The 15,552-nt window shown below is 74.1% G+C and carries 11 protein-coding genes; 5 read left to right on the top strand and 6 right to left on the bottom strand.

The features are described from left to right. A partial coding sequence (locus DLJ59_RS32140) for a hypothetical protein (RefSeq protein ID WP_124777716.1) occupies positions 1-320 on the bottom strand: 320 nt, incomplete at its 3' end. 177 nt (positions 321-497) lie between these two features. Here DLJ59_RS32140 and DLJ59_RS32135 point away from each other — a divergent pair. Next, positions 498-5,144, top strand: a complete 4,647-nt coding sequence (locus DLJ59_RS32135) for an ATP-dependent helicase (protein ID WP_124777714.1) — start codon at positions 498-500, stop codon at positions 5,142-5,144. A gap of 39 nt (positions 5,145-5,183) precedes the next feature. On the opposite strand, the gene DLJ59_RS32130 is transcribed toward DLJ59_RS32135, so the two are convergent. Next, positions 5,184-5,783, bottom strand: a complete 600-nt coding sequence (locus DLJ59_RS32130) for a hypothetical protein (RefSeq protein ID WP_124777712.1) — start codon at positions 5,781-5,783, stop codon at positions 5,184-5,186. Positions 5,784-5,883: 100 nt separating this feature from the next. Between DLJ59_RS32130 and DLJ59_RS32125 the strand changes: the two genes are divergently transcribed. Both DLJ59_RS32125 and DLJ59_RS32120 read left to right on the top strand, forming a co-directional pair. Further along, the gene (locus tag DLJ59_RS32125; protein WP_124777709.1) at positions 5,884-6,717 is read left to right on the top strand and encodes an SAM hydrolase/SAM-dependent halogenase family protein; all 834 of its coding nucleotides are present in this window, start codon (positions 5,884-5,886) and stop codon (positions 6,715-6,717) included. After that, entirely contained in the window at positions 6,710-6,952 is a 243-nt protein-coding gene (locus DLJ59_RS32120; RefSeq protein WP_238671784.1) for a CPCC family cysteine-rich protein, read from the top strand. The genes DLJ59_RS32125 and DLJ59_RS32120 overlap by 8 nt, the downstream gene beginning before the upstream one ends. 33 nt (positions 6,953-6,985) lie before the next feature. Here DLJ59_RS32120 and DLJ59_RS32115 read toward each other — a convergent pair whose 3' ends face one another. Continuing rightward, positions 6,986-8,242, bottom strand: coding sequence for a hypothetical protein (locus DLJ59_RS32115; protein WP_124777707.1), 1,257 nt, complete (start codon positions 8,240-8,242; stop codon positions 6,986-6,988). Positions 8,243-8,351: 109 nt separating this feature from the next. Between DLJ59_RS32115 and DLJ59_RS32110 the strand changes: the two genes are divergently transcribed. Then, on the top strand, positions 8,352-9,161 hold the full coding sequence (locus DLJ59_RS32110; RefSeq protein WP_124777705.1) for a DNA-formamidopyrimidine glycosylase family protein: 810 nt from the start codon (positions 8,352-8,354) through the stop codon (positions 9,159-9,161). 165 nt (positions 9,162-9,326) lie between these two features. Next, positions 9,327-12,944 carry a hypothetical protein gene (locus DLJ59_RS32105; RefSeq protein WP_124777703.1) on the top strand — a complete coding sequence of 1,206 codons (3,618 nt, stop codon included), beginning with the start codon at positions 9,327-9,329 and terminating at the stop codon, positions 12,942-12,944. 142 nt (positions 12,945-13,086) lie between these two features. Here the strand turns inward: DLJ59_RS32105 and pspM are convergent, their stop codons facing one another. The 3 genes from pspM to DLJ59_RS32090 form a co-directional block, all read right to left on the bottom strand. After that, positions 13,087-13,872, bottom strand: coding sequence for a phage shock envelope stress response protein PspM (pspM, locus tag DLJ59_RS32100; protein WP_124777701.1), 786 nt, complete (start codon positions 13,870-13,872; stop codon positions 13,087-13,089). Between the two features lie 23 nt (positions 13,873-13,895). Beyond that, on the bottom strand, positions 13,896-14,768 hold the full coding sequence (locus DLJ59_RS32095; RefSeq protein ID WP_124777699.1) for a PspA/IM30 family protein: 873 nt from the start codon (positions 14,766-14,768) through the stop codon (positions 13,896-13,898). 195 nt (positions 14,769-14,963) lie between these two features. After that, positions 14,964-15,398 carry a helix-turn-helix domain-containing protein gene (locus DLJ59_RS32090; protein ID WP_124777697.1) on the bottom strand — a complete coding sequence of 145 codons (435 nt, stop codon included), beginning with the start codon at positions 15,396-15,398 and terminating at the stop codon, positions 14,964-14,966. Positions 15,399-15,552 lie beyond the last annotated feature (154 nt).

Here is a 15,552-nt window from a genome sequence, read left to right as displayed (position 1 = left end):
GTCAGCAGATCGGGGCGACCGAGCTGGCGGGCGACCCGGTCGACCACGCGTTCCGCGGCGGTCAGCGATCGCACCGAGAGCAACCGGCCCCGACTCTCGCGACGCAGCACGAAGTAGTGAACGGCGACGCGGACCTGGCCCCGGTCGGCGGCGCTGGCCTGGGCGGTGCAGAGGACCAGCTCGCGCAGGCAGCGGGCGAGACGTTCGGCGAGCTCGAGCTCGGGGCCGTGCAGGCCGGCGCGGAGCGCGGCGAGGTGGCTGTCGACCTTGCGGATCAGCACGTCGGTGCCCGGTTCGACGGTGTGCTGCTCGCTGGCCATCACATCCCCTCACCCCGGTTCGCGTTGCGAGTGAAGTTACTTTATGTTGCTCCTCAGAAGCAAGCAGTTAAGTGAGACTTAACGTATTAAGCGCACGTTCCACGCTTTTTGCTATTTGCTCGCCCATTCCGTCGTGACGCGTTCGTAGATGTCGGACCGGCGGGGCACGATGAACCGGTGACCGGGGCAGACGCAGACGCCGGCGCGGTGCTCGCCGGGTTCGGCCCGGCCACCCGCGCCTGGTTCGACAACGCATTCGCCGCTCCGACCGCCGCGCAGACCGGTGCCTGGCAGTCGGTTTCCGCCGGTCGCAACGCGCTGGTGGTGGCGCCCACCGGCTCCGGCAAGACGCTCGCCGCCTTCCTCTGGTCACTGGACCGACTCGCCCGCGAGCCGGCACCGACCGAGGCCCGTCAGCGGTGCCGCGTGCTCTACGTCAGCCCCCTCAAGGCCCTCGCCGTCGACGTGGAGCGCAACCTGCGCGCCCCGCTGGCCGGCATCCGGCAGGCGGCCACCCGGCTCGGCGTCGCACCGCCCGACATCACCGTCGGCATGCGCACCGGCGACACGCCCGCCGACGAGCGGAGAGCCTTCGCCCGCACCCCGCCCGACATCCTCATCACCACCCCCGAGTCGCTGTTTCTGCTGCTCACGTCAGCGGCCCGCGATTCGCTGCGCGGCATCCAGACGGTGATCGTCGACGAGGTGCACGCGGTGGCCGGCAGCAAACGCGGCGCCCACCTCGCCCTCTCCCTCGAACGCCTCGACGAGCTGCTGCCCGCCCCGGCGCAGCGCATCGGGCTCTCGGCCACCGTCCGGCCGATCGACGCCTGCGCGCAGTTCCTCGGCGGCGCCCGCCCGGTCGACGTGGTGCAGCCGGCCACCCCGAAGACCATCGAGGTCAGCGTGCAGGTCCCGGTGGAGGACATGACCCGCCTGGACGAGCAGGAACAGCCACCGGAGGACGACCTCGGCGGCCCCGGGCCACGTCGGGCGTCGATCTGGCCGGCCGTGGAGGAACGGGTCTTCACCCTCATCGGGCAGCACCGCTCGACAATCGTCTTCACCAACTCCCGCCGCAGCGCCGAGCGCCTCTGCGCCCGCCTCAACGAGCTGGCCGCCGAGGCGGTGGCCTCGGACGACGGCGCGATCGTCGTACCGGAGGGGTTGTCGGCGGGCGACGACCCGGCGGCGGGCGACACGCAGCCCTGGGGTGGTCCCGCCAGCCCGGTGCGCAACCGTCCACCCGCCGAGGTGATGGCTCAGTCCGGTGCGGCAACCGGCGCGGCGCCCGTGATCGCCCGCGCCCACCACGGCAGCGTCTCCCGGGAGGAGCGCAAGCACATCGAGGAGGCGCTCAAGTCCGGCCAGCTCCCGGCGGTGGTGGCCACCTCCAGCCTGGAGCTGGGCATCGACATGGGCGCGGTCGACCTGGTGGTGCAGATCGAGGCGCCGCCGAGCGTGGCCGCCGGGCTGCAACGGGTCGGCCGGGCCGGGCACCAGGTGGGCGCCGTCTCCCGTGGGGTGGTCTTCCCCAAGCACCGCGGCGATCTGCTCTCCTGCGCGGTGGTCGCCGAACGGATGACCGACGGCGCGATCGAGGAGCTGCACTACCCACGCAACCCACTGGACGTGCTGGCCCAGCAGATCGTCGCGATGGTGGCGCTGGAGCCGTGGGCGCTCGGCGACCTGGCCGTGCTGGTCCGCCGGGCCGCACCCTTCGCCGAGCTTCCCGACTCGGCGCTGCACGCCGTGCTGGACATGCTCTCCGGCCGCTACCCGTCCACCGCCTTCGCCGAGCTGCGCCCCCGACTGGTCTGGGACCGGGCCACCGACCTGCTCACCGGCCGCCCCGGCGCGCAGCGACTCGCGGTGACCAGCGGTGGCACCATCCCCGACCGGGGCCTGTTCGGGGTCTTCCTGGCCGGGGCCGAGCGGGCTGCCCGGGTCGGTGAGCTGGACGAGGAGATGGTCTACGAGTCCCGGGTCGGTGACGTCTTCCTGCTCGGTTCCTCCTCCTGGCGGATCGAGGAGATCACTCCTGACCGGGTGCTGGTCTCGCCCGCGCCGGGGCAGGCCGCGCGCATGCCGTTCTGGAAGGGCGACCAGCTGGGCCGGCCGGTCGAGCTGGGCCGGGCCATCGGCGCCCGGGTGCGCACCCTGCTGCGACAGACCGACGAAGCGGCACTGGCCGCGCTGCGCGACGGCGGGCTGGACGACTGGGCCGCCAGCAACCTGATGGCCTACCTGCGCGAGCAGCGGGAGGCCACCCGCTCGCTGCCCGACGACCGCACGGTCGTGGTCGAACGGTTCCGCGACGAGCTGGGCGACTGGCGGCTGGCCGTGCACAGCGTGCTCGGCGCCCGGGTCAACGGTCCCTGGGCACTCGCGGTGGGTCGCCGGCTGGCCGAGCGTTACGGGGTGGACGCCCAGGTGATGCCCTCCGACGACGGCATCGTGGTGCGACTTCCGGACACCGCCGACGAGCCTCCCGGCGCCGACGTGGTGGTCTTCGAGCCCGACGAGATCACCCAACTGGTGGAGGAGTCGGTCGGCACCTCCGCCCTCTTCGCCGCCCGTTTCCGGGAGTGCGCCGCCCGGTCGCTGCTGCTGCCCCGTCGCGACCCGCGCCGCCGCCAACCGCTCTGGCAGCAGCGCCAACGCGCCGCGCAGCTGCTCGACGTCGCCCGCGAGTACGCGGACTTCCCGGTCACCCTGGAGGCCGCCCGGGAGTGCCTCCAGGACGTCTTCGACCAGCCGGCGCTGGCCGGGCTGATGCGCGACCTGACCGCCCGCAAGGTGCGGCTGGTCGAGGTGGAGACCAGCGCGCCGTCGCCGTTCGCGCGGTCGTTGCTCTTCGGCTACGTCGGCGCGTTCCTCTATGAGGGCGACGCCCCGCTCGCCGAGCGCCGCGCCGCCGCGCTCGCCCTCGATTCCACTCTCTTGGGCGAGTTGCTCGGCCGGGTCGACCTGCGCGAGTTGCTCGACCCGGCGGTGCTCACCGAGACCGACCGGCAACTGCGGTGGCTGACCGAGCAGCGCCGCCCCCGCGACGCCGAGGACGTCGTCGAGTTGCTGCGGGTGCTCGGTGACCTGAGCGACGCCGAGTTGACCGAGCGGGGTGCGCCGCAGGCGTGGCTCAGTGAGCTGGAGGCGACCCGCCGGGTGCTTCGGGTCCGGATCGCTGGTGAGCAGCGCTGGGTGGGCGTGGAGGACGCCGCCCGCCTGCGTGACGCCCTCGGCGTGGCGCTGCCGATGGGGGTGGCCGAGGCGTACCTCGCCCCGGTGGCCGATCCGCTCGGTGACCTGGTGGCCCGCTACGCCCGCACCCACGGGCCGTTCGCCGCGGCCAGCTGCGCGGCCCGGTTCGGGCTCGGCGTCTTCGTCGTCGAGCAGGCCCTGCGCCGGCTGGGGGCCACCGGGCGGGTGGTCTCCGGGGAGTTCACCCCGGATTCGGCCGGCGCCCAGTGGTGCGACGCCGAGGTGCTGCGGATGCTGCGCCGCCGCTCGCTCGCGGCGCTGCGCCGGGAGATCGAACCGGTGCCGCCCCGGGCTCTGGCCGCGTTCCTGCCCCGCTGGCAGCAGGTCGGCTCGTCCGCCCGGGGTGTGGAGGCGCTCGCCGCCACGGTGGAGCAGTTGCAGGGCGTGGCGGTGCCGGCGTCCGCCCTGGAGCGGTTGGTGCTGCCCGCCCGGGTCGCGGACTACTCCCCCGCCCAGCTCGACGAGTTGTGCGCCAGCGGCGAGGTGGTCTGGGCCGGGTCGGGCGCGATCTCCGGGGGTGACGGCTGGGTCACCCTGGCGTACGCGGACGCCGCGCCACTGCTGCTCCCGCCGCCCGACGAGGCGTTGACCCGCACCCCGCTGCACGATGCGGTGCTCGACGCGCTCGGTGACGGGCAGGCGCTGTTCTTCCGCCCACTGGCCGGCCGGGTCGGTTCCACAGACGACGCGGCGTTGACCGCAGTGATCTGGGATCTGGTGTGGGCCGGGCACCTCACCAACGACACCCTGGCCCCGCTGCGCACGGTGCTCGGCGCTGGCGGCGCCCACCGCTCCCGGCCGTCCGCGCCCCGCACCCGTTACCGGCGGCCCGGTCGGGTGGCGCTGCCGACCCGCGGTGGCCCGCCGACGGTCGCCGGCCGCTGGTCACGTCTCCCGGAACGGGATCTCGATCCGACCCGGCGGGCCGCCGCGCTCGCCGACCTGCTGCTTGAGCGCCACGGGGTGGTCACCCGGGGCGCGGTGATGGCCGAGCAGGTGGTCGGCGGGTTCTCGGCGGTCTACCCGGTGCTGTCGGCGCTGGAGGAGCGCGGCGCGGCCCGCCGGGGTTACTTCGTCGAAGGGCTCGGCGCGGCACAGTTCGCCGTACCCGGTGCGGTGGACCGGCTGCGCGCGCTGGCGGAGCCGACCGACGGTGCCCGGGGGCGGGGCGCGGGGGCCACCGTGCTCGCCGCGACGGACCCGGCCAACCCGTACGGCGCGGCGCTGCCCTGGCCGGAACGGGTGGTCGACTCCGGCGACGGGGCCACCCCGGCGACCGGGCACCGGGCCGGCCGCAAGGCGGGCGCCCTGGTGGTGCAGGTCGGCGGTGACCTCGTCCTCTATGTCGAACGCGGCGGTCGGACGCTGCTCTCCTTCAGCGACGACACCGACATGCTCGCCGCGGCCGGCAAGGCGCTCGCCGACGCCGTCCACTCCGGGGCGTTGGGCGCGATGTCGGTGGAGCGGGCCGACGGCGAGGCGGTGCACTCCTCGCCGCTGCGGGACGCGCTGACCGCTGCCGGCTTCCGGGCCACCCCCCGTGGCCTGCGCCTGCGCGGCTGACCCGGCGGCGGCCGGAGCCACCCCTCCTGTGAGTGGTGCTCAGCCGAGGCCGTTGAGCACCTTCTCGTAGCGGGACCGGTCGGCGGCCGGGGTCTTCGCCTCAAGGTAGTTGAGCACCACCGCACCGCGCCGGTACGACTGGCCGCCCCACGTCTCGGCGATGTCGCTGGCGCTGGTCTCGTCGGGAAACACGTACACCGTGACGGCGTCGGTGGCGATCAGCTCGGAGCAGCCGAGGCCGAGGCCGTCCGGCCCACAGTCGACCGAGCGGTCCTTCGGGTGCGACACCTTCAGGCCGGCGGCCTTGAACGCGATGATGACCTGGGTGGCCCCGGGCGCACCCGTCGGGCGCTGGGGCAGCACCACCGGTGGTGGGCTGGCCGGCCGGCGTTGCGTGGGCCCTTCCGGCGCGACGGACGGCGGGGCCGCCGGCGGGGCCGCCGGGGTCGCGGCACCGCTGGCGGTGGGCGGCACCGCCGAGGGCGTCGGCGCGCTCGGGAGAGCGGTCGCCGCCGGGGCCGAGGATGACGAGGCGGTGGGGGCCGCGCTCGACGGGTCGGCGTCGTCACCGCCGCAGCCGGCGGTGACGGCTACGGCTACCAGCAGGATTCCGACGGCGGGCAGGCTCCGAATTGTCACCAGGGCAGTCTGCCCAACGTCGTCCGGCGACGGGAGGGGCCGGTCGGTCACTGCGCTGTCTCGTATCCGCCAGCACGCCTGGTTCCACTAGCCTGCGGGCATGTCCGCCGTGCCCTGGATCTCCCTGACCACCGACTACGGCCTCACCGACGGCTTCGTGGCCGCCTGTCACGGGGTCGTCGCCCGGATCGCGCCGACCGCCCGGGTGATCGACGTGACCCACCTGGTGCCGCCGGGCGATGTCCGGCGGGGTGCCGCGGTGCTGGCGCAGACCGTGCCGTACCTGCCGGTGGGGGTGCACGTGGCGGTGGTCGACCCGGGCGTGGGCACCGCCCGGCGGGGGGTCGCGCTGGCCGCCCCGGGCGGGCTGCTGGTCGGCCCGGACAACGGGTTGCTCGTGGACGCCGCCGCCGCGCTCGGTGGGGTGACCGACGCGGTCGAGCTGACCGAGCCGCGTTGGCTGGCCGCCCGGGTGTCCGGCACGTTCCACGGCCGGGACGTCTTCGCGCCGGTGGCGGCCCGGTTGGCGCTCGGCGCGCCGCTCGCCGAGGCGGGCCCGCCGGTCGACCCGGCCGGGTTGGTGCGGCTGCCGACGCCGACGGTGACCCGGGACGCCGACGGATTCACCGCCGAGGTGTTGACCGTGGACCACTTCGGCAACGTCCAACTGGCCGCACCTGCCGAGTTGCTCGACCCGCTGCCGGCCACGCTCCGGGTTGGTCCGCCGGACACCGCGCCAGTCCATGCGGCGGTGCACGGGCGGACCTTCGGCGACGCCCCGGCCGGTGGCCTGGTGACGTACGTCGACTCGGCCGGTCTGGTCGCGGTCGCTGTCAACGGCGGGCGGGCCGCAGACCTCCTCGCGGCGTCTCCGGGGGACCTCCTGCGGGTTTCGGGCGGATGTTCGACTGTGGAATGCTTCTCCGGTGGGTGAGCATGTGGTTCCTGTGGGCTGTCCCTGCTGTGCATCCCGGACCGGCGGGGGGACCTGCCCTGTCTGTTTCTGGACCGACGACGGTCAGACCGACGCCGACGCCGACGCCGTCCGGGGTGGCCCCAACGGCGACCTGAGCCTCACGCACGCCCGTCTCAACTACGCCGTCTACGGTGCCAGCCACCCGCGCTACCAGGACATGGTGCGGACGGCTCGTCCCGACGAGCGCCCCTGACGCTGACGCGGCGCCCGACGGGGTGAGCGTGGCTCAGCAGGCCGGCACGCTGCCGCCGTACACGCTGGAGATGTACGCGTGGCTGACGTACTGCCCACTGGCCAGGCGGTTCCAGCGGGTGGTGGTGCGGTAGGGGCCGGCGACGGACTGGCCGGTGACGTAGCACTGGATCGGCACGTGGGCCAGCTGGGCGGCGAGACCACGGACCGCGTACGACGTGCTCGCCCCGGTGCGGATGTTGAGCGGCCCGTCACCGACCACGCCGCGCGGCCCGCCTCCGGTCCACAGGTAGGCGACGTCCACCCAGGCGTTGGTGGTCAGCCGCAGCCCGTCCCAGAATGTGCCGTCGGCCAGGTCGATGCCGGCCGGGTTGAGCACGGTCCGCCCGAACTGGTCCCGTCCGCCGTTGTAGCCGGTCTGGTAGGCGGCCTGCGCCTCGGGCCGCCCCTGCGGCAGGTTCTTCCAGTTTTCCCGCACCGATGAGGGGTTCCAGTAGTCGTCGCGGGTGTTCCACGGTCCGACGTCCCAGACCGGGGCGTACTCGCAGCGGGAGCCGCTGGTGGTGCAGACCCGCACGGTGTAGTCGCCTGTGTTGAGCGGGGAGAGACCGCGCCGCGACGGCAGCGCCGCGAAGTGGTCCCGGGTTTGCACGGTACGACCGTTGGCGGTCAGCTCACCGACCAGCCCGATGCGGGTGGCGTACACCCGGTAGGTGCGGCCGGGCGTGGCGGCGGACACGGCGGCGTTCGCGTCGGCGGTGAGCCGAACGCCGCGTACCGTCGCCGTCGCGCCACCATTGGGGGCGGTGAGGACCACCCGGGTCTGCACCCGCAGGACCGGCCGGTCGAAGACCGCGCCGGCGGCCCGCCACTCCGTCCAGCCGGCGGCCCGCCAGCCGCGGACCTGCGCCTCCACCGTCGCCCCGGCCGGGATCGCGGCGTTGATCTCGGCGCGGACCCGGGTGGCCGGCCGGGCGAGGGTGCGGGGCGCGGTCAGCAGCATCCCTTCGGCGACCGCGCTGTGCGGGCTGCGGGCGCCGCGCCCGGTGGACCGGGCCTCCCGCAGGCGCAGGCCGGCGGCGGTGCGCCGGACGTTGACATCGTCGCGGTCGACGATCGTGAGGTCGGCGCTCCATCGTTCGTCGCCGGGTGCGGCGGCGACGAGGGCGATCGGTGCACCGGCGGGGGCGGCCGGGACGTTACCGGTGGCGGGCAGGAGCGCTGCGGTGAGCAGGAGGGCGAGGGTGGCGATGAGGGCGACGGATGGGATACGACAACGCGGTCGCGTCATGGGCATTCTCCTCAGAACCCCCTGACTTTCGCATGTCAGGAGATCATGAGGAACCTGTGTACAAATAGCGACACATGCGAATCTTGCTCGACAGAGGGAGGATGGCAGGGTGCCCGAAGGCGACACCGTCTGGAACACCGCGCGCGTGCTGCACCGCGCGCTGACCGGCGCGCGGATCACCGGCAGTGACTTCCGGGTTCCGCAACTCGCGACCACGGATCTCACCGGCTGGACCGTCCGCGAGTCGGCCAGCCGGGGCAAACACCTGCTGCTGCGGCTCAGCGCCCCGACCGAGGAGCACTGGACCCTGCACTCCCACCTGCGGATGGACGGCGCCTGGCGGGCGTACGCCCCGGGGGAACGCTGGAGCGGCCGACCCGCGCACCTGATCCGGGTGGTGCTGCGCAGCCCCGGCGCTGTCGCGGTCGGCTACCACCTCCACGACCTGACCCTGGTGCCGACCGCCGAGGAGGAGCAACTGGTCGGTCACCTCGGCCCTGACCTGCTCGGGTCGGACTGGGACCCGGCCGAGGCGGTCCGTCGGCTCGCCGACCACCCGGAGCAGACCATCGGCGAGGCGCTGCTCGACCAGCGCAACCTGGCCGGCGTGGGCAACCTCTACAAGTGCGAGGTGCTGTTCCTGCGTGGCGTGTCACCGTGGACCCCGGTCGTCGAGGTGCCCGACCTGCCGGGCCTGGTGGCCCTCGCACAACGGCTGCTCGCCGCCAACCGCGGTCGGTGGACGCAGAGCAGCACCGGTTCGCTGCACCGGGGGCAGACCAGCTACGTGTACGGCCGCCGCGCCCAGCCCTGCCGCCGCTGCGGCACCGCGATCCGCAAGGAGGAGCTGGGCGAACGGGTCACCTACTGGTGCCCGGTCTGCCAGCCCGAGCGCCCGGGCCCGCCGCCATCCGGCTGACCAGGCTCTCACCAGACAGGATCCATCGCAGAAACGGACGATTGGGTAATTCCTAACCGGCCGCCGGAGTCGCATGCTGCGGTTGAGCGCTCACCGACCGTCAGCAGAGTGCCGAGGTTCCCCACGCCGGGGTGGCGGACCTCGCGCCCCGAACCGGGGAGAGTCATGGCGATGTTCCGCAGGCTCCGCTCCACCTTCTTCGCGCGGACCACCCGCGACACCGACGCCAGCGCCAACGGCCGGGTGGCGTCCGTGCCGGCCGCGCGTACCGCCGAGGAGGCCGTTGCGACACCGAGCCTGGACCCGGCCGTCGTGCCCCGCTACTTCGGGCCCGTGCCCAACTTCGCCCACAGCCCTCGTCCGACCCGTGACCCCGACGGGCAGGTGGCAGCCGGGACCGGGCTGCGCAAGTTCGTCGACCCGCTGCCCCTGCCCGGCCAGCCGGGCCACGGCGATCTCGGCAGCCGGTTGCCGGTGGCCGCACCGGACACCATCAGCTATCCGGGCTGCGACTACTACGAGATCGGCCTACAGGAGTACGCCCAGCGCCTGCACCGGGACCTGCCGGCCACCCGGCTGCGCGGCTACCGGCAGCTCAACCTGGGCACCGACCCGGCCGGACACAACACCCTGGTGCCGCCGGAGCGCCCCTGGCACCTCGGGCCGATGATCCTCGCCCGTCGAGGCCGACCGGTCCGGGTGAAGTTCATCAACCAACTCCCCACCGGCCGGGCCGGCGAACTGTTCCTGCCGGTCGACGACACCATCGAGGGGGCCGGCCTCGGCCCGCTGGACGGGCCGGCGCCCTACCCGCAGAACCGGGCCGTGCTGCACCTGGCCGGGGCGCAGACCGGCTGGACCAGCGCCGGCAACCCCGGGCAGTGGATCACCCCGGCCGGGGAGATCACCCCGTACCCGACCGGACCCGGCCTGGCCCACGTGCCGGACATGCCGGCACCCGGCGCCGGGGCCACCACCCTCTACTTCCCGAACGAGCAGAGCGGCCGGCTGCTGTGGTTGCACGACAACACCCTCGGCCTGGCCCGGCTCACCGTCTACGCCGGACAGCTCGCGCTCTACCTGCTCACCGACCCGGCCGAGGACCAGCTCGTCGCCGACGCGGTGCTACCGGCCGACCAGGTGCCCCTGGTGATCGAGGACAAGACGTTCGTTCCGGACGACACCCAACTCGCCGCCGAGGACCCGACCTGGGACCGGGAACGGTGGGGTGCCCGAGGAAGCCTCTGGCACCCGCACGTCTACCAACCCCGGCAGAACCCCTACCGGTCCGGCGGACGCAACCTCACCGGCCGGTGGGACTACGGCCCCTGGACCCGCGACTCCGCCCCGCACGACGCCCACGCCGACGGCTGGGTGCCGAACCCGTACCACGACCCGGTCGGCGCCCCGAACGAACCGCCGCTGAGCCCCGGCGTGCCGCACCCGTCGGCCGTCCCCGAGGCGTACGGCGACACCCCGCTCGTCAACGGCGTCGCCTACCCGTACCTGGAGGTGGGACCGCGCACGTACCGGTTCCGGATCCTCAACGCCTGCCTGGACCGCAGCCTCAACCTCCAGCTCTACCGCGCCCGCTCCGACGCGGCGATGTGGACGGTCGACGGCGCGCTCGCCGACCCCGACGTCGGCGAGGTGCCGATGGTGCCCGCCGCGCGCGCGGCGGACCGTCCGGCGGGGTGGCCGACCGACGGACGCGACGGCGGTGTGCCGGCCCCGAGCGCCGCCGGCCCGGAGTTCATCCAGATCGGCAACGAGGCCGGCCTCCTGCCGGCGCCGGTGGTGCTGCCGAACCGACCGATCGGCTACCGGTACGACCGGCTCGACCCGACAGTGCTGAACGTCGACGGGCACACCCTGCTGCTCGCCCCGGGTGAGCGGGCCGACGTGCTCGTCGACTTCTCCGCCGTGCCACCGGGCACCACGCTGATCCTGTACAACGACGCCCCGGCCCCACTGCCCGGCTTCGACCCCCGCTACGACCAGCACACCGACGCCCCGGACCGCAGCGTCGACGGCGGCCCGCCGCCAACCGAACCGGGGTACGGCCCGAACACCCGCACCCTGCTCCAGTTCCGGGTCGCCGGGACGCCCGCGCCGCCGTACGACCTGAACCGGCTGCGCGAACGCCTACCCCAGGCGTACGCGGCCAGCCAGCGCCCGCCGATCGTCCCGCAGCCGGCGTACGACCCGGCGTTCGGCACCCGGACCGCGGCGCAGACGACGGTGCCGGTGCACGCCACCACTGTGACGTTCACGCCGACAGCCGGCACCGGCCCGGTGACCCTGCCGATCGCGGTCAAGACCGCACAGCAGATCTTCGAGCCGGACCACGGCCGGCTGGTGGGCCGGCTCGGCGTCGGGCACCCGCACGCCGGGCCGCTCCACCAGACGGCGCTGCCGCTCGGTGTGACCGACCCGGTCACCGAGGTGCTCTTCGCCACCGACACCGCCGTGCCGGTGGGCGCCCCCACCGACGGCACGCAACTCTGGCGGATCAGCGGCAACGTCCGGCAGACCGAGCCGTTGCAGGTCGACGGCTGCGACCTACAGGTGATCAACCGGGTGGGCTGGGACGGCACGCTGCGACTCCCGCACGGCACGGAGCTCGGCTGGAAGGGAATCGTCCGGGTCAACCCCCGGGAGGACGTGGTGGTGGCGCTGCGACCGGTCGCGCCGGTGCTGCCGTTCAAGCTGGGCGACAGCGTCCGGCTGCTCGACCCGGGTCGCCCGGCCGGCGCGCGGACCGGCTCGACGCCCGTCAGCCCGGCCGACGGGCGACCCGCAACGGTGGTCAACCAACTGGTCAACCTGGGCTGGGAGTACCGCTGGCACAGCCAGCTCGCCGGTCATCGAGACGGCGGGATGACCCGACCGCTGGTGCTGCGGGTGGCACCGAAGGCACCGACCGGGCTGACCGCCACCCCGGTGCCCGGCTCAGCCACCGCGCTACCCGCGATCGCGTTGGCCTGGACCAGCAACGGCGGGCGACCCGCCGCCACCAGCCACCTGCTGCAACGGGCCACCGACGCGACCTTCGGCGGCGACGTCACCACGATCACCGTCGCGGCCGCCGCCACCCGCTACACCGACGCGACAGTCACCCCCGAGGTGACCTACCACTACCGGATCCGGGCGGAGAACGCGGTCAGCTACTCGTCCTGGTCGAACGGGGTGCCCGCCTCGGTGCACCTGGCCGCGCCGAGCGGTCTGGTGGCGACGCTCCCGCCGGCCGCGCCGCTGCGGGTGGCGCTGCGCTGGACGAACCGGTCGTTCGCCACCGGCATCGACGTGCAACGGGCCACCAACCCGACGTTCACCAGCGGCCCGGGTACCACGGCGATCGGCGTCGGCGACAACCACCTGGACGCCACGGTCGCACCGGACACCACGTACTACTACCGGGTGCGGACCACCTACCTGGGCGCGGCCTCGGCGTGGTCGACGGTCGCCACGGTGACCTCGCCACCCGCACCGGGCATCCCCAGCGGGGTGAGCGCCGCCGCCAGCGCACCGGGACCGGACACCGCGACGGTGACCCTGGCCTGGGCGGCGAGCACCCCCGGCGGCCCGGGGTCCGGGTTCACCGTGCAGCGGGCCCTCGACCCGGCCTTCGAGCAGGAGGTGGCCACCTTCACGGTGACCGGTCGCGGGTTCACCAACACGGGTCTTTCCCGGGGCGTCACCTACCACTACCGGATCCGGTCGTTCAACGTCGTGGGCACCTCGCCGTACACCGGGCCGGTCGTGGTGACGACACCACAGTGACCCGCCCGAGGTCGGGGCGGCGGTCGCGGTGGTGCCTCGGTCATCGCGCCGAGGCGCGGTCCCCGGGTGCCCGGTCAGGGCGTCAGGGCGCGGTCCCGGGGGGTGCCGGTCAGGGCGTCGGGCCGGTCCCGGGTGCCCCAGGTCAGCGCGTCGGCGCGCGCAGCGGGGTGCCGACGGCCCGCAGCTCGGCGAGGGCACCGGCGACCCCGTGCAGCAGGTCGGTCGCCTCGGTGAGCCGGTCGGCGGCCGGGTGGGCGGTCTCCGGTCGGGAGTCCTCGGCCAGATAGCCGGCGGCGGCGACCACCAGCCGTTCGTACGCCGCCACCCCACCCTCCAGTTGAGCGGTCAGCGCGCCGTGCGCCTCGGCCAACGGCGGCCGAGCGTCGGCCGGGGCCAACCGCAGCGCGCGTTCGACGCTGGCCACCCGGGCGGCCAGGTCGCGCAGCGAGCGGTCGGCGGCGGCGGCCTCCAGGACCGCCGGCTCGGCCAGCCCGGTGAGCCGGGGTGCCATCCCGGCCAGGGTGAGCGCCGCCCGGTCCAGTCGGGCCCACTGCTCCCCGGCGCTGGTGCCGCGCAGCGCGATCCGGGAACGGACCCGGCGCACCTCGGCCAGCACGCCCGGGCCGACCGGCAGCCGCTCGACAGCGGCGATCAACCGGGCCCGCGACCGGGCTGCCGCCTCGGCCGGGTCGAGCTCGGGGGGCGCCGGCTGGGCGGCCAGCGCGCGCACGTCGATCCAACGCCAGGCGGCGAGCGCCATGGCACTGCCCGCGGCGCCGGCCCAGGCCGCGTCGGGCAGACCAAGGCCGGCGTACGGAGTCAGCACCGCCGCCGCCCCGCCGAGCCCACCGGCCAGCACGCTCCACCGTCGGGCCGACCGGCGAAGCCGACCCAGCCGCCGGAAGTACCGGGTCCGCTCGTCTGCCACAGTGACCTCCTCGGTCCGGTCGTTCAGCCGGCAGCGGTCGGGTCGCCGGTGCCCCGCTCGCGAGCCATGCTGGCGCGCAGTTCGTCCAGCCGGGCGGCGGCCGTCGGGTCGTTGGCCGGGCCGGTCTTCTCGGCCTGTGGCACGGCCGGTCGTTGGGTCGCGCCGCCGAGCTGCTCCCCCGCCATGCTGGACCGGATCTGCTCCAGCCGGGCCGAGCCGGCCGAGTCGATCGTGGCCTTCTGGATTTCCAACATACGGCCCTCGACGGAGTTGCCGGCCAGTTCGGCGCGGCCCATCGCGTTGGCGTACCGCCGCTCGATGCGGTCGCGCACCTCGTCCAGCGACGGGGTGGTGCCCGGCGCGGTCAGCGACGACATCGACTCCAGCGAGCGGGCCACCGTCTCCTGCATCTTGGCCTGCTCCAGCTGACTGAGCAGCTTGGTGCGCTCGGCGAGCTTCTGCTGGAGGATCATCGAGTTGTTCTCGACCGCTCGGCGGGCCTGGGCGGCGGCACCCAGCGCCTGGTCATGCAGGGTCTTCAGGTCCTCGGTGGCCTGCTCGGCGGAGACGAGTTGGCTGGCCAGCGTCTGCGCGGACTGCTCGAAGCGCACCGCCTCGGCCTCGTCGCCCTTGGCCCGGGCCTGGTCGGACAGCACCAGGGCCTGCCGGGCGTTGCCCTGCAACCGCTCGACCTCGGACATCTGCCGGGACAGCTTCATCTCCAGCTGACGCTGGTTGCCGATCACCGCGGCAGCCTGCTGGACCAGCGCCTGGTGCTGCCGCTGGGCATCCTCGATGGCCTGCTGGATCTGCACCTTGGGATCGGCATGCTCGTCGATCTTCGCACCGAAGAGTGCCATCAGGTAGTTCCAACCCTTGACGAACGGGTTCGCCATCTCCGTGGTATCCCCTCAGTAGCGTCGCTCCACCAGGGCCGGGCCGGCTGAACCGACCGACCGTTACCGGCCGGTCTCCATCGTCCCAGCCGAACGCCAATGAGGCATCCGTACCGGGCGGTCGACAGCACCGGCGGCTCCTGCGAGCAACCCTACGCGGCCGGGGCCACCCCGCCCATGGTCAACCGGATCGGGTCAGGCGGCGCAGACCACGTCCCGGTCGCGCTCGGTCGGGCGGACCCGGGTGCTGCGCAAGGTGGCCTTGAGCGGCGAGTCCTGGCGGACCGAGACAGCGACCTTGCCGTCGGAGGTGACCTGACGGACACCACGGTTGGTGCTCTTGGCTGCGGCGTCGGCCGGCTCGTCCTGCATCGAGACGAGCACCTCGGGCATCTGCTCGGCGAGCGCCACGGTGTCGCTCACCTCACGCAGCAGCTCGGAGAGGCGGGCGCCGAGGGCGTCACAGATCGCGGCGAGCAGCTCGCTCGACGGTTCCTTGTGCCCCCGTTCGATCTCGGAGAGGTAGCCGAGGCTGACGTTGGCGGCGGTGGAGACCTCACGCAACGTGCGCTGCTGCCCCTGTCGGCGCGCTCGCAGTGCGTCACCGATCACCCGGCGTAGCAGGATCATCGCACCTCCCCCAGAGGGATACCTCGCGCCCGGCGCTGGGCAGTCGGTCGCGGCGGACCACGCCGACCCCGAACGTCGGAGCCTTCCCGCAACCGTACCCGTTGCGGGCCCGAGCGACATCCCGCCCCGCCCGTCGGTTCGCCGGGAGGGGCTG

It is taken from the genome of Micromonospora inaquosa (assembly GCF_003857055.1).
Taxonomy (GTDB): Bacteria; Actinomycetota; Actinomycetes; order Mycobacteriales; family Micromonosporaceae; genus Micromonospora; species Micromonospora inaquosa.
This window is presented reverse-complemented; position numbering and strand designations above follow the sequence as displayed.

What these genes read in the sequence shown, in the direction of transcription:
- DLJ59_RS32125 (WP_124777709.1), top strand. Translation starts at nt 5,884, where the DNA reads ATGTCCGCCGTGCCCTGGATCTCCCTGACCACCGACTACGGCCTCACC.
- DLJ59_RS32090 (WP_124777697.1), bottom strand. Translation starts at nt 15,398, where the DNA reads ATGATCCTGCTACGCCGGGTGATCGGTGACGCACTGCGAGCGCGCCGA.
- DLJ59_RS32095 (WP_124777699.1), bottom strand. Translation starts at nt 14,768, where the DNA reads ATGGCGAACCCGTTCGTCAAGGGTTGGAACTACCTGATGGCACTCTTC.
- DLJ59_RS32115 (WP_124777707.1), bottom strand. Translation starts at nt 8,242, where the DNA reads ATGACGCGACCGCGTTGTCGTATCCCATCCGTCGCCCTCATCGCCACC.
- DLJ59_RS32105 (WP_124777703.1), top strand. Translation starts at nt 9,327, where the DNA reads ATGGCGATGTTCCGCAGGCTCCGCTCCACCTTCTTCGCGCGGACCACC.